At 62.2% G+C, this 18297-nt stretch carries 14 protein-coding genes and 1 pseudogene; 6 read left to right on the top strand and 9 right to left on the bottom strand.

The genetic code is table 11. From position 1 onward, the window contains the following. The first annotated feature begins 124 nt into the window (after nt 1–124). Nucleotides 125–5065: a fibronectin type III domain-containing protein gene (locus tag WKV53_RS27995; RefSeq protein ID WP_341408158.1), complete on the top strand. Its 4941-nt coding sequence runs from the start codon at nt 125–127 to the stop codon at nt 5063–5065. Nucleotides 5066–5119: 54 nt separating this feature from the next. Here WKV53_RS27995 and WKV53_RS27990 read toward each other — a convergent pair whose 3' ends face one another. The 8 genes from WKV53_RS27990 to WKV53_RS27955 form a co-directional block, all read right to left on the bottom strand. Further along, nucleotides 5120–5623 (bottom strand): hypothetical protein, encoded by a 504-nt coding sequence (locus tag WKV53_RS27990; RefSeq protein WP_341408157.1) that lies wholly within the window; start codon nt 5621–5623, stop codon nt 5120–5122. 144 nt (nt 5624–5767) lie between these two features. Next, a complete protein-coding gene (locus tag WKV53_RS27985; protein ID WP_341408156.1) occupies nt 5768–6643 on the bottom strand; it encodes a hypothetical protein in 876 nt (291 codons plus the stop codon). A 24-nt stretch (nt 6644–6667) separates the two neighbouring features. After that, nucleotides 6668–7747, bottom strand: coding sequence for a Gfo/Idh/MocA family protein (locus tag WKV53_RS27980; RefSeq protein ID WP_341408155.1), 1080 nt, complete (start codon nt 7745–7747; stop codon nt 6668–6670). Nucleotides 7748–7758: 11 nt separating this feature from the next. Beyond that, on the bottom strand, nt 7759–8223 hold the full coding sequence (locus tag WKV53_RS27975) for a glycosyltransferase (protein ID WP_341408154.1): 465 nt from the start codon (nt 8221–8223) through the stop codon (nt 7759–7761). A 20-nt stretch (nt 8224–8243) separates the two neighbouring features. Continuing rightward, the gene (locus WKV53_RS27970; protein WP_341408153.1) at nt 8244–8702 is read right to left on the bottom strand and encodes a hypothetical protein; all 459 of its coding nucleotides are present in this window, start codon (nt 8700–8702) and stop codon (nt 8244–8246) included. A 306-nt stretch (nt 8703–9008) separates the two neighbouring features. After that, a complete protein-coding gene (locus WKV53_RS27965; protein WP_341408152.1) occupies nt 9009–10286 on the bottom strand; it encodes a S1 family peptidase in 1278 nt (425 codons plus the stop codon). Nucleotides 10287–10322: 36 nt separating this feature from the next. Further along, a complete protein-coding gene (locus WKV53_RS27960; protein WP_341408151.1) occupies nt 10323–11414 on the bottom strand; it encodes a lipid A deacylase LpxR family protein in 1092 nt (363 codons plus the stop codon). A 265-nt stretch (nt 11415–11679) separates the two neighbouring features. Beyond that, on the bottom strand, nt 11680–11850 hold the full coding sequence (locus tag WKV53_RS27955; RefSeq protein WP_341408150.1) for a DUF1328 domain-containing protein: 171 nt from the start codon (nt 11848–11850) through the stop codon (nt 11680–11682). Nucleotides 11851–12084: 234 nt separating this feature from the next. On the opposite strand from WKV53_RS27955, the gene WKV53_RS27950 reads away from it, so the two are divergent. From WKV53_RS27950 to WKV53_RS27935, 4 genes are all read left to right on the top strand, one after another. Then, nucleotides 12085–13053 carry a 6-phosphofructokinase gene (locus WKV53_RS27950; RefSeq protein ID WP_341408149.1) on the top strand — a complete coding sequence of 323 codons (969 nt, stop codon included), beginning with the start codon at nt 12085–12087 and terminating at the stop codon, nt 13051–13053. 77 nt (nt 13054–13130) lie between these two features. Further along, nucleotides 13131–14393, top strand: coding sequence for a hypothetical protein (locus tag WKV53_RS27945; RefSeq protein WP_341408148.1), 1263 nt, complete (start codon nt 13131–13133; stop codon nt 14391–14393). 178 nt (nt 14394–14571) lie between these two features. Further along, nucleotides 14572–15834 (top strand): hypothetical protein, encoded by a 1263-nt coding sequence (locus tag WKV53_RS27940; protein ID WP_341408147.1) that lies wholly within the window; start codon nt 14572–14574, stop codon nt 15832–15834. Between the two features lie 73 nt (nt 15835–15907). Beyond that, nucleotides 15908–16333, top strand: a complete 426-nt coding sequence (locus tag WKV53_RS27935) for a hypothetical protein (protein ID WP_341408146.1) — start codon at nt 15908–15910, stop codon at nt 16331–16333. Nucleotides 16334–16799: 466 nt separating this feature from the next. On the opposite strand, the gene WKV53_RS27930 is transcribed toward WKV53_RS27935, so the two are convergent. After that, complete coding sequence (locus WKV53_RS27930) at nt 16800–17699, bottom strand: GNAT family N-acetyltransferase (RefSeq protein WP_341408145.1); 900 nt, start codon at nt 17697–17699, stop codon at nt 16800–16802. Between the two features lie 190 nt (nt 17700–17889). Between WKV53_RS27930 and WKV53_RS27925 the strand changes: the two are divergent. Beyond that, nucleotides 17890–18297 (top strand): annotated as a pseudogene (locus tag WKV53_RS27925) (hypothetical protein); the annotation flags it as partial.

Genomic DNA, 18297 nt, shown 5'->3' with positions numbered 1-18297 from the left:
CATGTGGCGCCTCGTTTTCCTGCTGTTCACCGGGTCGACAACCTACGCGATCGCGTAAGGTTCGAGAATTCCCCTTGCTTACTCACTGGTCCTAAAAAATACTGCACCCGTGCATTCCCCCCAAATGTCACACCTGCGGAGCTTGCGTCTGCTCGCGTCGTTCCTTCTCGGAAGCGTGGCGATATCCCAAGGTGCTCTTCCCGGCGTCGACGCGCCGGTCCCGGTAGCCCCCTACTTCGGTGGGGTCTTTCCGTCCTCTCCTCCCGGTGATCCATCGGGCTGGTCGGTCGTCAATGCCTTCCCGAACCTGACCTTCGTCGATCCGATGGTGATCAGGGAGATTCCGGGGCAGAACCAGTTCCTGGTGGTCGCCAAGAACGGCGAGATCTGGCGCATGCCAAAGAGCTCCACGACCACCATGGCCCAGCGCACGAAGGTGCTGGATCTAACAGCTGCGACGCAGACTTCGGAGGACCAGGGCTTCTACAATCTCGTCTTCCATCCGAAGTTCGGACAAGCGGGCCAAGTGGGCGAGAACTACGTCTACGTCTGCTATAGCCGCAAGGGCGTGATGGGGACCAGCACCCCGGATGCGAGCTACTGGGTGGTCTCGCGTTTCACGTGGGTGCCGGCGACGGGGCTGCTCGATCCGAATTCCGAGCTGGTCATGATGTCCCAGTTCGATCCGCACCGCTTCCACCAGGGTGGAGCGATGTTCTTCAGCAACGAGGGCTATCTCCACATTTCGGTCGGAGACGGTGGTGCGAGCGCGGATACCTTCAACAATGCCCAGAAGCTCAACATGGGCTTTTTCTCCGGCATCCTGCGGCTCGATGTGGACTACTATCCGGGCAAGCCGGGTTCCCATGCGATCATCCGGCAGCCGCAGGATGATCCGACGTGGAGCTACCTCAATGTCTCGATGGCGCGTCCGGCGGGATGGCCAGCCAGCTATTCACAGGGCTACGGCATTCCCAATGACAATCCCTGGCAGAGTCCCAGCGGTGCCGCGCTCGAGGAGTTCTATGCCATCGGCCTGCGCAGCCCGCATGCGGCTCACTATGACCCGCCTACCGGTGAAATCTGGGTGGGCGATGTCGGCCAGACGAGCTGGGAAGAACTCGACCGCGTGGTGAAAGGCAGCAACTGCCAGTGGTCCTACAAGGAAGGCCCTGAGCAAAGTACCTTCCGCACCGACCCGAATACGCTGGTCGATGTGGAAACTCCGCCGACCTACACCTACCCTCACGACAATACCGGCAACGCCTGCATCATCGGCGGCATGCGCTATCGCAGCACGCGCTGGCCTGCCCTGACCGGCAAGGTGCTTTTCGGCGACAACATGAGCGGCCGGGTCTGGAACATGACCGTGCCGAGTGGCGGCGGTTCGCCGGTGGTGACGGAAATGCTCACGGCCTTCGGATCCGCCAAGCAGGGGCTTGCGAATTTCTGCACCGACAGTGCCGGGGAGATCTACATGATGGACCTGGCCGGCGTGAACAACCCGGGCGGGCGCATCATGAAGCTGGCGGAGCCGGTGGTGTCCGCGGAGCCGCCGACGCTGCTTTCCCAGACGGGTGTCTTCACGAATCTCGCCACGCTCACTCCGGCGGGCGGCGTGATTCCCTATGACGTGCCGAACGCCCTGTGGTCGGATGGCGCACACAAGCGGCGCTGGATCATCGCGCCGAACGACGGGGCTTTCAATTCCACGGCCGAGGACATCGTCTTCAGTCCCAAGGGCAGCTGGACCTTCCCGGCGGGGACGGTGTTCGTGAAGCACTTCGAAGTGCCGATCGATGCCAACAATCCGAACCTGGTGAAGCGCTTGGAAACGCGCTTCCTGATCTGCACGGCGGGCGGCGGGAAATATGGCATCACCTACAAGTGGAATGCCGCCGGGACCGATGCGACGCTGATGACGACCGGTCTCGACGAGACCTACAGCTACAACACCGGGAGCGGGACGGAGCAGCGTACGTGGAGCTATCCCTCGCGCGGCAATTGCCTGGTCTGCCACAACGATGTCGCCGGCCAGGCGCTGGGCGTGCGGACGGCGACGCTGAATTCGAACATCTACTATCCGTCGACCGGACGCATCGCGAACCAGCTGGATACCTTCAACTCGCTGGGCATGTTCGATGTGACGCTGACGACTCAGCAGATCGAGGACTCCGTGGAGGCGCGCTCGCTCGACGATACGACCGCACCGCTGGAGCACCGCATCCACTCGTATATCGATACGAACTGCGCTCACTGTCACCAACCGGGCGGGCCGGGAGAGGGATTCGATGCGCGTCTGGCGACCTCGCTGGTGGAGGAGAATCTGATCAATGTCATTCCGACCCGCTACGAGGAACTCGGAGCGAACGGGCGCTACATCAAGCCGGGCAATCCGTCGCTGTCGGCGGTGTATGTCCGTGATGCCGCTGTCGGGAATGGCGACCAGATGCCGCCATTGGCGAAGAACATGGTACACGCCCAGGGTGTGTCCGCGTTGCAAACCTACATCCAGGGGCTGACCGATTCGGAATTCCAGCCGTCGATGGGCCCTGGTCCGCAGGCGCGCTACGTGAGGCTCAAGTCGATCACCGGGCGCCGCCGCTATGCCGCCGTCGCGGAGTTCTCGATCCTGGATGCGAACGGCGAGCGAATCCCGGCGAACCAGGTCACGGCGAGCTATCTTCGTGAGAACGGCTCCGGTGGATTTGAGCCGGGGCAGGTGGTCGGAGGATCGGAAGTCTCGGAAGCCACGGATGGCAATGACGGCTCCTCCACGAATTTCTGGCAGTCCCCGAGTGTCGGTGGCAACAGCGCGCCGAACCATCCGCACTACCTGGTCTTCGATCTGGGTGCCGCGCGCGAGGTCGGGGGCTACAAGTACTTCCCGCGTCTCACCTCGGAAGATGGCCGCATCTTCCAGTATCAGGTGGACTACAGCGTGGATGGCACGACGTGGACCACGTGGGATGCCGGCACCTGGCCGAACGTCGCGACCGCGCAGGAATTCAATCCTGGCTACAACAAGCGGCCCGCCCGCGTGCAAGTCGCCGGGCCTACCGCGCAGGTCATGGGGCCTTTCGACGTGACGATCGTCTTCGACATGGAAGTCGAGAATTTCGCGGCGTCGGATATCGTGGTCACGGGTGGCACGGTGCAGAAGCTGCGTGGCTCGGGTTACTACTATGTGGCTCGTATTTCACCTTCGAGCGGGGCCACCAACGTGCAGGTTTCGATTCCGGCTAATTCCGCGGATCCGATTTTCAAGACGGGCAAGGGCCGGCTTGGCAAGGGAAGCCGTGCGAGCACGCCGCTTTCACTGGCGGTGGTGCCGGATACCATCGTTCCGACCCAGCCGCCGAATCTGGCGGCGGATCCCAACATCCAGTCGGTGGCCCTGACGTGGGGCACCTCCACTGACAATGTGGGCGTCACCGGCTATCGCATCCGGCGCGGCACGCAGGTGGTGGCGACGGTGCAGGGAAACAGCTACACGGACACCGGTCTCGATCCTGCCACGGCTTACTTGTACCGGGTGGCCGCGGTGGACGATGCGGGGAATCTTTCCCCGGAAGCACAGATCAATACCACCACCGATCCGGACGTGACGTCACCGTCGGTCCCCGGTTCGCTGGCAGCCGATCCGACGGAGACGACGGTGGCCCTGACGTGGGCTGCGTCCACGGACAACGTGGCGGTGGATGAATACAGGATCATGCGGGGCGCGATCGTGCTCGCGACGGTGGAAGGGCTGTCCTACCAGGATACCGGCCTCGCTGACGGGACTGCCTACACCTACAAGGTGATCGCCATCGACACGTCGGGCAATGAATCCGCTGCGGCGACGCTTCCGGTGACGACGGACCTCGATACGGCGGCGCCGGGCGCTCCGGTGAATCTTGCAGCTCAGAAGTTCGTCACCGCGATCCATCTCACGTGGACCGCGCCCTTCGACAATGTCGGAGTGACGAGCTATCAAGTGAGCCGCGACGGACACGCGATCGCCACCATCTCGGGAACGAGCTACGATGATGACGATCTGGATCCGAATACGGCCTATTCCTATCAGGTCCGGGCCCTGGATGCGCGCGACAATATCTCAGCCGCTGCCACGGTCTCTGCCACCACCGATCCGGATACGGTCGCACCGACCACGCCTGGCGACTTGGCCGGCACGCCGGACATGAACTCGATCCAGCTCACGTGGCTGGCGTCGACGGACCCGGTGGGCTCTGGCGTCGATCGCTACCGGATCAGCCGGAATGGCAATGTCGTCGGCACGGCGACCGGGCTGAGCTTCAACGACACCGGCCTGCAAGTCGGCATCGAGTATCACTATCAGGTGGTGGCGATTGACGAGGCGAACAATGTATCGCCTCCCGCGTCGCTCACGATCGCGACGCTGTCCGATAGCGAGAATCCGACGCCTCCTGGCAATCTCACGGCGGAAGCGGACTACGCGGCGGTCAATCTGTCGTGGACCGCGGCCACGGACAACGTGGGCGTGACGGGCTACGAGATTCATCGTAGCGGGCAAGAGGCGCCGGTCGCCACGGTGACGACGCTGGGCTACAGCGTTACGGGACTTGCCAGCGGGACTGCCTATACCTTCGAGGTGCGGGCCAAGGACGCTGCAGGCCGCCTTTCCACGCCGGCGACGGTCACGAAGACGACGCTTGGGTTTACCGATTGGCTGACGGCCCATGGCCTGGCCGGGCAGACGTCCGCGGATTCCGATCACGGTGGCTTGGACAACTTCGCGGAGTTCCGCCTGGGCATGGATCCGAGCGATCCGCGCGATGATCTGACCTTCCGCCTGATGAGCACCTTGGGAGCGACGTCGATCCAGATCGTCTGTCCGGAGCTGAAGGCGGGCGGGACCTACTACCTGCAGGCGAGCAACAACCTGGTCGACATTGCGGCCGTTGGTAACCGGATCCTCACGCTGACGCCGGAGCAAATCGCGGTGATGCCGGCGGAGCAGCGGGATCACTATGTGGTCCAGGTGCCGATCACCGGAGCGAAGAAGTTCGTGGTGCTGATCTTCGAGCCGTTGCCGGAGTAAGTGCGCCTGATCTCATCGGCCCGTCCTCCATTCGTGGGGACGGGCCGTTTTGTTTCAATGCGACTGATTGGATTCGGTATGCCTTCGTTGCTTGAGAACTCGCCAGACCAGAAAGCCTGACCATGGGGCCGCGATGACGAGCAGGACCAGCCAGTGAGGTAGGAAGATGGCCCAGTAGTCCCGGTGGCCGTAGCGGATCATAAATTCCAATTTATCGCGCAGGGCAGGAGGTTCGGCTACGTTGGGATCGAGGTCTTCCAAGCTGAGGTCTCTGCCCCGGCAGATGAGCGGAGCGACGAACGCGGATGGTGCGATGGACTTCCTGAAATCGTCGGGCCATTCCGATCGTGTCCACTCCGGTGGAGGGCGAGAGCCCGATCGCGGGGCGGAGCCATGTCGCCAGACATAAAGGCCACCGGCACCGTTGCCTGCGTCGAATTCACCCCACTTCAGATGGGAGCTGAAGTACATCGAATCCCGCCACGCCCAGGCGAGGAATGCCACCATCAGGCTGCCGATCCAGAAGGATTTCCAGTGGTAGACCGGGCGGGGAGGCATTCCGGCGAGGCTAGGTGGCGTGGGAATGGGTGCAAGACGTGGTGTGCGCGGGAGGCGGCAATGATGGAGTGCGCAGAAAGAAAAAAACACGACCCTGGTTGCCCGGGGTCGTGTTTTGATTTGGAAGAGGCTGATGCGGCTGACTTAGACGGCGGCGGGGACGGGGAAGTATTTGTCCACGAGCTCGCGGGTGCTGCGGATGTTGCGGCGGCTGGAGGCGCCGAAGCAGATGGACTTGAGGTTCGGGAGCTCGGAGACCCACTTGATGGCTTCGTCGGGCTTGAGGGCGCCGGAGGCGAAGACGGACATGGCGATGGCGCGGACTTTCCGGTCGCGGAGGGTTTCGACGTATTTGTCGAAGCCACCGCACATGCGGAAGCCGATCTTGTTGATGTTCGAGCAGATGATCGGGTTCTCGATGCCGACGCTTTCGAGGGCGTCCAACAGCATCGGCATGTTCATCGTGATGTAGGCGGCTTCCGCGTTGTATTTGGCGCGGACGTGATCGTGGAAGATCTTGAAGGCGTCGTAGAAGCCCATGCCTAACAGGAGGTCGACGACGACGTTCTGGAGGAAGATGACGGGGGTGGAGAGGCCCTTGAACATCTTCATCTCCATGTCGATGAGGATGGTAGCGAGGCCTTCGACGTCCTTCTTCGCCACTGCCATGCCGCCCTTGAGCGCGGTCTTGAACAGGCCGTCGTCGGGGAGGAATTGATTGAGTGCGCCCAGCATGCCGTGCTCGGTGACGGCGTTGTTGTATTTGTGGGCGTAGGGCATGCAGGGGTAGAACTGGAAGCCCTCGTACTTGGCCGGGTTGGCGCGGACGTGGTCGCAGATCTCCGAGATGCGGTCGTGCGTGGTGCACATGAAGGTCTTCACACCTTCCTCGTACGCGGCATCGAGCACGTCGATGATGGCGGAGGTGTTCTGGAACTGCATTTGCTGCGCCCGGGCCTTCTCCTCCGACATGTGATTCACGCCGAAGAACTGGTTGTCGCCGAAAAGTAGATTGTCCATGGGGTGGGGGTGAGGGAGGGAAGTTTACTTGCGGCTGAACCAACCTTTTTTGGTGGCGGCGACGACGGGAGTGGCGCGCGAATTCGAAGGCGAGCGATCCTTGTCGGCGATGATCATGGCGATCGTCTTGTCGGTCGCGGCGGCTTCGCGGAAGGTGTTGTTGGTGTTCACACGCTTCTGGATGATGGCCTTCACGAAGTCATCGATCTGCGCGGAGTATTCCTCGCCGCGAAGGTAGAAGTTCACTTCCTTGGTGAGGTCGGTGGTGTAGCGGACGTTCCAGCCCTTCTGGTATTCGGGCAGTGCGGCCACCGGCTCGCGGAGGTAGAGCTGGCACTCCTGGCGGTCCGCATACATGCGGCCATTGGTGCCGGTCATGGTGATGCGGGTGGACATCTTGCGCTGGGATTCATCGCTCCAGTTCACGGAGAGGTGGGCGCTCATGCCGGAGGGGTAGAGCAGAGTACTATAAACCTCGTCGTCGGTGTCGGCGGAGAAGATGCTATTCAGCACGGTGCCGGAAACGCCGGACGGCTCGCCGAAGTACCAGTTCACGAGATTGATCGCGTGAGCGGCGTAGTCATAGAGGCAGCCGCCGCCTTCGGCACGCTGGGTGCGCCAGGTGGAGCCCTTCGGGCGGAGAACGACGGGGCCATAGGCTTCGGCGAGGACGTGGGTGATCTCGCCGAGCGCGCCGCTATCGACAACGCGCTTCATTTCCTGGAAGGCACCGACGTAGCGGTAGTGGTAGCCGACCTGGCTCACGAGGCCCTTTTCCTCGGCGAGCTTGGTGAGTTCTTCCGAGTCCTTCCAATCGAGGCAGAAAGGCTTCTCGCAGAAGACGTGCAGGCCCTTTTCCAAGGCCTTGCGGACCATGCCGGCGTGCATCTTCGAGGGCGTGACGATCATCACGGCATCGAGCGGCTCTTTTTCGAGCAGATCGTCGAAGTCCTTGTATGCGTTCACCTTGGTGTACTTCACCAGGCCATCCACGACAAAGCCGGTGGCATCGCAGACGGTGACTTTGGTATCCGGGTGGGCATTGACGATGGAGAAATGGGACAGGCCCATTTTTCCCAAACCGACTACTCCTAATTTGATCATGAGGGGGGGTGTTAGAGAGAATCGAGAACGTATTGACGGATCTTGGTCAGGAACTCGGGATTGGCGGCGGAGGCCCACTTGCCCGAGGTATCGCGGGCGGTGGCGAAGGCGAGTTCGATGGACGGCGGGAGGTCGGCATCGGTGTCAGCAACATGGATGCCGGGTTTGCCGCGAAGCCATGCAGCGGTGGCGATCTGGTGATCGGTGGTGTGCTCGCCCTGTTCCTGAATGCGGGGGAGCAGCACGATGGGCTTGGCATACTGGTCCGCCATGATGACGGAACCCATGCCAGCGTGGGCGACGATGAGCTCGGAGTCCTGGACGGTCTTGGCGAAGTCGAGCTGGTCGAGCTTGCGCGTCCATTTCATGTGCTTCGGCTCATAGGTGCCGTTGCCGATCTGGGCGAAGACGTCGGTGCGGCCTTGGGCTGCCGTCCACTCGTCCATGACGCGGATCAGGCGGTCGAAGGGAAACATGGATCCTACGGTAACGAAGATCACAGTACGGCCCCCCAATGTTGTGGACCATCCGGTCCGCTCAGATGTGGCCACTGCGTGAGCCAGAGATCGGCGACCTTGCCGGCCTTCTTTCCCGAGGCCGAGAGCTTCTCGGCGTTGGCGATGCTATCGATCCAGATGGTCTTGGCACCGAAGAGGTACTTGGCGAGCACCATGGCGATCAGGGCGGGGAGCGAGCCGGTGGTGATGACCACCTTCGGGCGCTCCTTGAAAAGGATCTTCATGAGCTGGGCGACGACGACGAGGATGCCGAAGCGGTCACGCCGCGAGACATCGCGGATGGTGTAGTAGTCGTGGCCGGGCACGTCCGCGGCCAGCGAGGGATCGAGGCTCACGTAGAAGACATCCATGCCATCGAGAGCGGGCATGATGCGGCGCAACTGAACCCAGTGGCCACCGCCGGAAGCGATGGCCATCACACGTTTTCGTTGATTCATCGGGGTCTTGCAGGGGTGAGGGTGAAGGGCAAGGACCACGATCCGTTAGCAGCAGACTAGGATCGGGGAGGGAGGAAAGCGTGCACGCGACAGCGCGACGGACAGGGATGCAACCATGGGCCTCCAGTACTTTCGACAAGGAGGCCGACCGGGGAAAGACGGCGTGGTGATTCTGGTTGCATTCCGGCAGGGGGGGATTGCCTTGGTCGCCGGGGGAGGCCGGGCGGCGCCGGGAGACTACGGGAATACCCTTAAGGGTCAATTCCGGAATCGTTAGGGCTACCTACGCGATCGCGTGGGTTCGCTCTAGCGGATGTCGTTGACGGCGCTTTCGTAGGCCTTGTCGATTTCCTGGCGGGTCTTGATTTCCTGCTGGCCGCTCTCGCGGTGGAACCAGGTGAAGCCATCGCACTTGAACTCCGCCATTTGGGCCTTCGAGCGGTGGCGGGCACCGTCGAAGATGCCGCGCAGGCGCTTCTTGCGGTCCATCTCGCTGAAGCGCTGGCCGCTCTGCTGCTGGGTGATCCAGCCCTGGAGCGCGACGATGTCGCGGGACAGGGGATTGTCCTTCTGTGTCTGGAAGATCTCGTCCTTCCATTTGTCGGGCTGCATGGCCGCGATCATGAGCTCCGACTGATCGTGGATGGCTTGGACGGCCTTGCCCTCTTTCAAGAAGACATCGACGGGCACCTGCTTCCATTGCCAGGTGCGGTCGACGCGGCAGCCGAAGCGGCGGACATCGGCGAAGCGGGTGCCCTTCGCCCACAGGTCCTTGCGCTCGGCGGTGAGGTGGGTCACCACGCCGAGGACCTGATGGGTTTCGCCGTGGATGATGGGGCCGCCGCTGTTGCCCTGGATGACCTGGGCATCGATCTCGATCGACTCGGGTCCGACGCCGAGGATCTTGCCCTGCTCGAAGCCGACGGTGCCGGCACCTGCGGCATTTCCGGAGGCGAGGATGGGTGTGCCGACCTTGGAGACGCCCGAGGCTGCACCGATTTCGAGCACCTTTGGCACCGGCTCATTGACCGGCAGGCGGATCAGGTCGCCTCCTTCAGCGGCTTCAAGCTGGCCGAATTTCGTGACGAGCGTGCCATTGCGCAGCTTCACCTTGAGCCGGGAATTTCCCGAGAGCACGTGGGCGGCGGAGTAGAGATAGGTCTGCTCGCCATCGCGGCCGAAGAAGCCGGTGCCGGTGCCCTTGTCGCCTTCGATGACGGCGATGGCCTCCGCCACGGCGGTGTCGGCGGGCTTGGCGAGCGAGGGCTTCGGCGTTTCAGCAGGGGCGGTGGTTTCGGTGCTGGTGCCGAAGCCGAAAAGCTCGGCCCATACCGTGGGGCAGTCGTCCGCCTCCAAGGTCGCTTCCCCTTTCTCGTGATGGAAGGTCACGGAGGTCTCGGTCACCTTGGTCACGATCACGTCGTTGAAGACCTTGCCGCCCTGGGACTTCACGCTGGAGAAGTTCATTCCCGCGGCATGCTCGCGCACCAGGGAGCGCAGCTTGGCGAGCTCGGCCGCATCGTCCGCGGAGAGGGGGAGCGAAAGGCTGATGAGGGCAAGGGCGAGCCGGAGGGGACGAGTCATGCGGGGAAGATGGACGCATGACTCTGGCGGGACAATTCAGAATCGCACGCGCACCGCCACGGAGCCGAAGCTCGCGAACTGTTCGCGCTGCTGCTCGTATTCCTGCGTGCGCCACGTGTGAACGTAGCTCAGCTCCGCCTGCCGGTAGCGGATGCCAGCGCCGCAGAAGACCTCCGCCACGAAGGGCTCGCGGGTGCTGCCGGTGTCGAAGTCATGAAACATGGGCCCATCGAGCGTGGCATCGTAGGCGATCGCCCGGGCGGTGCCGCCGAAGAGCGCATAGATGGACCAGTGGCCGGGGTAGTCGTCGGCACCGCGGAAATAGAGGTTCGAGTAGGCGGTTTCCGAGAGCCGGGGATCGGAAAAGTCCGGCGGCAGATGATAGCCGGCGCGGAAGAAGGTGCCGACGTGGGCGGCGGTGCGGAAGGTGCCGAGGCGTCCGCCCCACTCGGTGAGGCCGTCCATTTGGAATACTCCCTGGTCGTCCCTGAGCAGGTTCGAGCGGCGCTTTTGGACGAAGCTGAGGTCGGCGGTGATCTCGTTGGGGATCTGGTAGTCCCAGCCATTGAACTTATCGAAGCCGCGGATGCTGTGGATGAAGTCCTGGGCATTCTCCGCCAGCGAATTCGAGCCGGTGGTGCCGAGCAGCAGTTCCACCGAGTTCAGGACGTTCTCGTCCTTGGCATGAAGGGAGAAGCCGAGGGCGGCCCAGCCGGCGTAGCGGCGTTCCCCTGGCGGCTGCACGTAGGGTGCGGCCTGTTCCGGGGTGTACATGAGCTGGGTGAGGGAGAAGCCGTAGTTGTAGCGGACCTTCTCGAAGTCCTTGAAGCCGGTGAGCTTCTGGAAGAGCTGGAAGCTGTCTTCATCGCCCGAGAACGATCTCAGCAGGCGCTGGACGGAGCCGAGGTCCTTGATTTCCCGGTCGTCCGAGATCCACGAGAGGCGGGCGCCATTCGTGTAGTCGCGGTCGGTGTGGGCGAAGAGGTCATTGTCCAAATAGAAGGTCAGGTAGCCTTCGCCCCAGTCGGGCAGGGGACTCTTGCGGTCGGCGTGGGCGACGGTGGAGAAGGAGAGGGCCAGCAGCGTGATGGCGCTGCTCATCGGAAGGGTCCGGCTTCTTTGCTTCATCCAGAAAAAAAGTTGGGGCGGGCACCCCTCCCCGAGCGCCCGCCCCGCTACAGCGTTAACTGCAGCAAATCTTTCGTAGTCGACCTTCGCTAGGGGGTGGTGCTGCCGGTTTGATCGGCGACTGCCCCTACCAATCCAACGTCGTAGGTCGTCATTTTTGCCGGAGATTTCTTTGTATGAGCCATCTGCCGGAGGGTCTGGATGTCCCCCAAGGCATTTATGATCATACGTTTGTTCGTCATCCGGCGGGGGTGAAAATTTTTGGTTATCGAGGGCTTCCCTTGAGTCCGCCCTTGAGGAACGAGACCACGAGCAGAACGAGGAAGACGACGAAGAGAATCTGTGCGATCTGGTAGGAGGCGCCTGCCAAGCCCGTGAATCCAAGAAGTCCGGCGACCAAGGCCAGAATCAGAAAGGTGATGGTCCAGTGAAGCATGGCGTCCTACGTTTGGTTGAGAATGTGTATCGCAGGATGCCGGCCAAGCCCCCGGTTCTGCTGCAAGGAATTGATTTTCAGTGAAAGTGGCCGGGCGGGCGGTGGATATTCCGGCCTGCCGATGGTGCATCCTGCGCCGGTCCGGCGCGCGGGAGGTGCAAGCTGCATGGTGGGCCGGGCATAACCCGTGCTTGCCACGCCCCGGGCGGTCCCTTTCTCTCCGCCCGCACCCCGATGAGTGAAGGCCTAGCGATTTTTACCTCCGGCGGCGATTCCGCCGGTATGAACCCCGCCGTGAAATGTGCCGCCGACTACGCGGCGATGTGCGGCTACAAGCCGTGGCTGGTCTATGACGGCCTGCGCGGACTGATCGACGACAAGATCGTCGAATCGACTCCCCAATTGCTCTCGGGCATCCTTCACCGCGGGGGCACCTTCCTGCGCTCGTCGCGGTCGACGCGCTTCTTTGACATCGAGTTCCGCCGCAAGGCCTACGAGAACCTGCAGAAGCGTGGCATTAAGAAGCTGGTCGTGATCGGCGGCGACGGCTCGTTCCGCGCGCTGAATCAATTCTACAGCGACTTCGGCGTGCCCTTCGCCGGGATCCCGGCGACGATCGACAATGACATCGCGGGCACCGACTACTGCCTCGGGGTGGATACGGCGCTGAACATGATCCGCCAATCGGTGGACTCGATTCGCGATACCGCGACGTCTTTCTCCCGTGCCTTCGTGATCGAGGTGATGGGCCGCCACTGCGGCTATCTCGCCATGGTCAGCGCGCTGGCCTGCGGGGCGGAACTCTGCCTGACGACCGAGATTCCCTATGACCTCGAAAAGATCGGCGCGAAGCTGAAGCACGAGATCAAGCACGAGGGGCGCGACCACATCATCGCGATCGTGGCGGAAGGCACCAAGATGGCCGAGTACACGACGCGCTACATCAACGACGCGATCGGTATGGAGGCGCGGCTGACGGTGCTGGGCCACGTGCAGCGCGGCGGCTCGCCGACGGTGCATGACCGCATCATGGCGTACAAGTTCGCGGTGGCGGCGGTGGATTCGCTGCACGCGGGCCAGACGAATTCGATCATGGTCTATCGTGACGGCACCTTCGGCAACCTGCCGATCCACACGGTGGTCGACTCGAAGTATCAGATCGATCCGGCGATCATGAGGCTGTGCGCGCCGCTGTGTGCGTAAAACCAAACGTGTTTCAAAGAAAACACAGGCTGGTGCGTTCCTGATGGTGAACGGCGGAGGCAGTCCGCCATGCCATCATGTACGACGACAATTTCACGACCCAGTCCGAACCTCCCAAGAAACAGAGCCGGTTCGGCTGGGGTGCTTTTTCCATCTCGATGCTGGTCCACGGCATCTTCATCCTGCTGGCGATCTTCTACTTCTACAAGTGGATCGATGCTCCGAAGGAAGAGGTGCCGGACTTCCTGCCGGGTGGTGGCGGCGGCGGAAACAAGGGATCGGCTCCCTCGAAGGTGCAGACGAAGGCCCGTGCCATGGCTCCCGCGACGTCGCGGCGGATCACCGTGGCCGGTGCGACCAGCAATTTCGTGCTGCCTGACTCCTCGACCGAGGTGATGGACATGGGGATGCCCTCGGCCAATGTCAGCTCGGGTGAAGGCGGCGGATCCGGTGGTGGCAAGGGCGGCGGGATCGGGACTGGCATGGGAACGGGCACGGGTCCGGGTTCCGGTCCGGGGACGGGACGGGGCTTTGTCGATACGTCACCCTTCGGCAGCAAGCAGGAGGTGGCGGGTGCGATGCCGGGGCGGTTCTACGATTTCAAGCAGACCCGCCAAGGCAAGCCGGTGGAAGACTACGTGGTGACGCGCTACGAGGACTTCGGCAGCCGCGTCATGGACATCCAGGATCACAACTACCGGCCGACTGCTTTCCGGAAGTTCTTCGAGGCTCCGGACACGCTCTATCTCACGCAGATCGCGATCCCGCTTTCCGATGCGGACGCGGGGCCGAAGTTCTTCAATGTGGCGGACAAGGTGAAGCCGTCGGGCTGGCTGGTCCACTACCACGGCGAAGTCATCTGCGACCGCGATGTGACCTTCCGTTTCGTCGGCACGGGTGACGACTATCTGGGGGCCTTCGTGAAGGGCCGCTGCAAGCTCATCGCGGCGTGGCCGGGCGTGCGTCCGCATCTCGTCGGCAAGTGGGAGCCCGCGGAGACGATCGACGAATCCGCTCCAACGCCATTGCCGGGAGGACCGCTGACGAGGGGCGAATGGGTGAAGCTGAAGAAGGGTGAGAAGGCCGAATTCGACATCGGCATCGGCGAGTGCCCGGGCGGCAAGGTCGGCTTCGTGCTGATGGTGGAAGAGAAGGATGTGCAATACCGCACCATGCCCAATGGCCAGAAGGTGCTGCCGCTTTTCACCACGGAGCCGATCAGCGATCAGACCCGTGAGCGCGTGAAGAAGGGTTTCCCGAATTGGGAATTCGAGTGGGAGAAGGTGCCGGTTTTCCCGGTGGCGAAGGACGGGAAGTTGGGTGCGGATCTTTTCAAGTAACCCGCGACTCTCCGGGGCAACTGTCCGGTGAGCTGTGATAAGAATCGTTAGAGTGTGGTTTGAAGTATCAAATCCATTTTATCTGATCGAAGTTTGCGATTCGGTGCCATTTGTTCCAAGAAGGGATCGAGTGGTGCGTTCATGATGGCGAACGGCGGAGGCAGTCCGCCATGCCATCATGTACGACGACAATTCCTCCTCCCCGTCAGAGCCGGCCAAAAAGCAGAGGCGTTTTGGCTGGGGTGCCTTTTCCATCTCGCTGCTGGTCCACGGGATCTTCATCCTGCTTGCGATCTTCTATTTCTACAAATGGATCGATGCTCCGAAGGAAGAGGTGCCCGACTTCCTGCCTGGGGGCGGCGGCGGGGGTAACAAGGGAGCGGCTCCATCAAAGGTCCAGACGAAGGCGCGTGCAATGGCTCCTGCGACGTCGCGGCGGATCACCGTGGCCGGTGCGACCAGCAATTTCGTGCTGCCCGATTCGTCGACCGAGGTGATGGACGTGGGCATGCCCTCGGCCAATGTCAGCTCGGGTGAAGGCGGCGGCTCGGGTGGAGGCAAGGGCGGTGGGATCGGGACTGGCATGGGCACCGGAACGGGTCCGGGCTCCGGGCCGGGCGTGGGGAAGGGCTTCGTGGATACCTCGCCCTTCGGCAGCAAGCAGCAGGTGGCCGGCGCCTTGCCCGGACGCTTTTACGATTTCAAGCAGACCCGCCAGGGCAAGCCGGTGAAGGACTACGACACCGCAAACCGGGATCACTACACGGAGCGGGTGAATGATATCCAGAATTCGGATTTCCGTCCGACGGCTTTCAAGAAGTACTTCGAGGCTCCGGATCCGCTCTATCTCAGCCAGATCGCGAGCTCGCTCACCGATGCCGATGCCGCGCCGAAGTACTTCAACGTGGCGGACAAGGTGAAGCCGTCGGGCTGGCTGATCCACTACCACGGCAATGTGGTATCGGACCGCGACATCACCATCCGCTTCCTCGGGGTGGGGGATGACTACATCAGCGTCTTCGTCAAAGGGAGGCCGCGCATGATCAATGGCTGGCCGGACATTCGCGAAGCGGTGATGGGACGCTGGAAGCCGGATGAACCGGTGGAATCCTCCGGCGGCACTCCTCTAACAGGTTGCCCGCTGGTCACCGGTGATTGGGTCAAGTTCAAGAAGGGCGAGAAGGTCGAGCTGGACATCGCCATCGGCGAGCGGCCGGGTGGCAAGGTGGGCTTCGTGCTGATGGTGGAGGAGAAGGGCGGCACTTACCGCACGATGTCCAATGGCGCGAAGATCCTGCCGCTCTTCACGACCGAGCCGATCAGCGAGAAGACGAAGACGCGCGTGGTGAAAGAGTTCCCGAACTGGGAATTCGAGTGGAACAACGTGCCGGTCTTCCCGGCCGACAGGGACGAGAAGATGGGGGCGGATCTGTTCAAGTGATGGCCTTCTGTTAGGGAGGCCGAGCACCAGCGGAAGATTGCCATCCATCCGTCGATGAGATGGAGTCGGTGCATTGAATCCCTACCAGCCGCCGCAGTGTAGTGAACCGGCTGCGGTCGCCGGTGAGGTGCCCGTGATGCAGGTGAGGTATGGGCTGCAGTACTCGCTGCTGTTCGTTTTCTCAGGCCTTGTCTCGGTGGCTTTGGCGGTCGTGATGGATGGGCTTGCGAAATCGACCACCGTGTTCATGAAGCCTGTCACCCTCTTGCTTGTCGTTGCTGGCGTCGCTCACTTCGCGTTGGCGGTGATCTGCCGGAAGAAGGTGTATCTCGAAGTGTTCGAGGACAGGCTCGAGTTCCTCTCGCCCGTCTTCCCCAGATGGCGGCGTGCCAAGCCGCTCACGTCCATGGGTAAGCTTGCGATTCTTCTCCACCGGCTGGTGGCGAGGCGTGAAGATATCAACCGGTTCGTGGCTTGGCGCGAGGGATTGATTCGGTGAGGTCTGGTTCTTGAACCTCAAGGAGATTGCCACCGGCGCGGCAATGCGATGAAGTCGGTGCATTGAACCCTTACCAACCGCCCCAGTGCAGTGAACCGGTCGCGAATGTGGCCGGCGCGGCGGTGATGCAGGTGCGCTACAGTCTCCGCTACTCCTTGGGCCTAATCTGCACAGGGTCCGTGATGATGGTGGAGGCGGTCAGGGCGGTCGTATTTTTGCCTCCCTGGGTTTTGTTTCCTTCCGGAGCTTTCTTCCTCGTGGGGGCAGTCGTTACTTGGAGAAAGGCGTTCTTCGAGGTTTTCGAGAACCGGATTGAATTGGTCCCGCCGTTTTTTCCCAAGAGAGGCCGACGTCAGCCTAGGCCTCTCGAGTCAATCGCTTCGGGAAGTCTCTTCTATCGCTGGACGACGAAGTGCTCCGATTTCAAGCGCTTCATCGCTTGGCGCGAAGGTCTCGCAGCCAGTCGTTAGCTGCTCTCCGGCAGGAAGCTGGGCATGACCAGGCCTGCGGGTTGCGAGTAGGGTCCGCGGACTTGGGTGAAGTGGAGTTCCAGGTTCCGGGCGCCCCAGCGGTAGAGTTCGGCGATCATGTCGGACTCGTGGGTCGGCACTAGGAAGATGGGGTAGCCGCCGCGCGGGACGGCGAGCTGGGCGTGGAGCAGGGCGAGGGCGACCATGTCATCTGCCATGACGCCGGGGCCGATCATGCGGCAGCCGGCGTGATCGACGGAGGCGAGCCAGCCATCGATTTTCCCCGAGGTGTCGCGATGGACCATGGTGTGCCAGTGGCCGCCCTGATTCTGGATGAAATGGGCGAGGTCCTTGGCGCGGCGGATGCCGGAGAGGTTTTCCTCCAGGTCCACCATCGGGAAGAGATCGGCGGTGGTCGCGACCCGGACGGTGCCGCTGGTAGCGGTCAGCGGCGGCAGCGGGGCGTCGGTGGGGAGGTGCATGTCCTGATAGACCATGACCGGACCGAATCCCGCCCGTGTGTAGAGGGAGTAGGAGTCGAGGTTCATGGCGCTGGAGATCAGGCGGATCGGCAGCTTGCCGGCCTCGATGATGACCTTTGCCAAGAGCATGTGGGCGATCCCTTGCCGGGAGAATTCCGGGGCGACGGCCATGATTCCGAGGCCGACGTGGGTTTCGCGCGGGTGGTAGAAGCAGACGCCGGCGAGTTTTCCCTCCAGCTCGACGACCAGGCCGCAGCCGGGGTCGAGGGACTCGTAGGTCTCGGGGAAAATCCGGCAATCGCGGGGCCGGCCGCTGAAAATTTCGCGTCCGAGGGATTTTTTGTACCATTCATTGGTGGAGCGGTGGATCAGCTCTGCAACAGCATCCACCTCGCCGGGGTTTAAAGGGCGCACGACCATGATGGTGCGAAGCTGGCGCAGTGGATGGCGGGAGGCGAAGCCTTTTCTCTGCGGAACGAATTCGTCAGCATCGGGACACGAAAATCTCTGGAATAATCCGGAGGGCAGGGAATCTTACCGTCTGGCGCTGGGACGCGCGCGTCCCGAAATCCGCTGCAAAACCACACCAAACCAACCAACCCAGATGAAAGCCTCGAACGCCCTTGTGGCCGCTGCCCTCGCCGGAGTTTTTTCCGCCGGTCTCGCCTCCGCCGCCACGATTGCCGGCAAGGACAAGGAAAAGGATGATTGCCCAGGCAAGGACAAGGAGAAGAAGGAAGAACTCGCCGTGACCGGTGGCATTGTCATCTCCGGTGAGAAGGACAAGGACAAGGACGATTGCCCCGACAAGGATAAGGACAAGAAGAAGGAGAAGGAGGGTCTCGTGATCTCCGGTGGCAAGGACAAGGACGACTGCCCCGACAAGGACAAGGAGAAGAAGAAGGAGGAGCTCGTGATCTCCGGCGGCAAGGACAAGGACAAGGATGACTGCCCCGACAAGGACAAGGAGAAGAAGAAGGAAGAGCTGGTGCTCTCCGGCGGCAAGGACAAG

This window comes from Luteolibacter sp. Y139 (assembly GCF_038066715.1).
GTDB classification, from domain to species: Bacteria; Verrucomicrobiota; Verrucomicrobiia; order Verrucomicrobiales; family Akkermansiaceae; genus Haloferula; species Haloferula soli.
The sequence above is the reverse complement of the archived record's forward strand: the minus strand, read 5'-3'. Positions and strand labels throughout refer to the sequence as shown.